The sequence below is a fragment of the Pseudomonas avellanae BPIC 631 genome (assembly GCF_000444135.1).
GTDB classification, from domain to species: domain Bacteria; phylum Pseudomonadota; class Gammaproteobacteria; order Pseudomonadales; family Pseudomonadaceae; genus Aquipseudomonas; species Aquipseudomonas avellanae.
Map to the genome: position 1 here is coordinate 1 of NZ_ATDK01000422.1, position 1,201 is coordinate 1,201.

Here is a 1,201-nt window from a genome sequence, read left to right on the forward strand (position 1 = left end):
TGTTTTCGAAAAAATCAGCCACCAACTAACGGAAAATTCAAATCTTATCAATAGCTTAGCTTGCAGGTTATGGGTAACTTATTTCGAAAACAGTACACTATGTATCTGACAAATGGGATATTTACCTAAGCAAATATAATACTTTATTCAACCACATTGCAAACGCCCCGATACGCCTGTTAGAAATCGGGGTTCAAAATGGTGGCTCACTGGAAATATGGAATCAGTTCTTTCCTGAAGCCAAAACAATAGTGGGCTGCGACATAAATCCCGCGTGCGCTCAATTGAAATACAACAGTGAAAAAGTGCATGTGGTTATTGGCGATGTAAAGGCCTCAGAAGTTCAAAAAAACATTAATGAGTTGTCGACAGACTTTGACGTTATCATTGATGATGGGTCTCACACCAGCAGTGACATAATAGCTACATTTTTTTTGTTGCTCCCCAAACTAATCAGTGGGGGCATCTATATTATTGAAGATCTCCACTGCAGCTATTGGAGTTCATTCGAAGGCGGATTATCAGACAAAAAGTCCTCCATGAACTTCTTGAAGTCACTCACCGACATCATCAATCATGAGCATTGGGGCGTCTCAACAAGCCGATCTCAATTCTTGTCCGACTTCGATATACCAACAGGCATTGACGCGGAGAGAATACTGTCAGAAATTCATTCCATCGAGTTCATCAACTCGATGTGCATAGTCACTAAGTTCCCATCACAAAAAAACGTACTTGGCATACGCCACGTTGTAGGGCTTAACGAAACGGTCGCTAAAAACAAACACGCCAATGGTGTTTTTCTATCTCCAGAACCGCAAACCGAAACATCACAGTACTTGGAAGATGGCAAAGATGAAATAATTAGACGCCTTCGTCTGGAAATTGCCGAACTGAAGTCGTTATTAGAAAATAGCGACATAGAGAAAACTGAAGCACCATAAAAAAGGAACTTTATCAAGAGGTTTCACCATGGCCATTTTATATAAAACAACCAATGGCGCCTCTAATCAGGTTGCACGAGACCCTGAGCGTTGTCGTTTTAAGTGTTGAGCGCATCAGTATATTTTTTATTTTAGAAATAGAGACCCCCAATGATCCTAGTGTACTGTTTTCGAAATAAGTTACCCATAACCTGCAAGCTAAGCTATTGATAAGATTTGAATTTTCCGTTAGTTGGTGGCTGATTTTTTCGAAAACA

General features: G+C 40.1%; 1 protein-coding gene. It reads left to right on the plus strand.

What is annotated here, in order from left to right:
* Window positions 1–185: 185 nt before the first annotated feature.
* Window positions 186–944: a class I SAM-dependent methyltransferase gene (locus DW49_RS01000000128815; RefSeq protein ID WP_259645572.1), complete on the plus strand. Its 759-nt coding sequence runs from the start codon at window positions 186–188 to the stop codon at window positions 942–944.
* Window positions 945–1,201 lie beyond the last annotated feature (257 nt).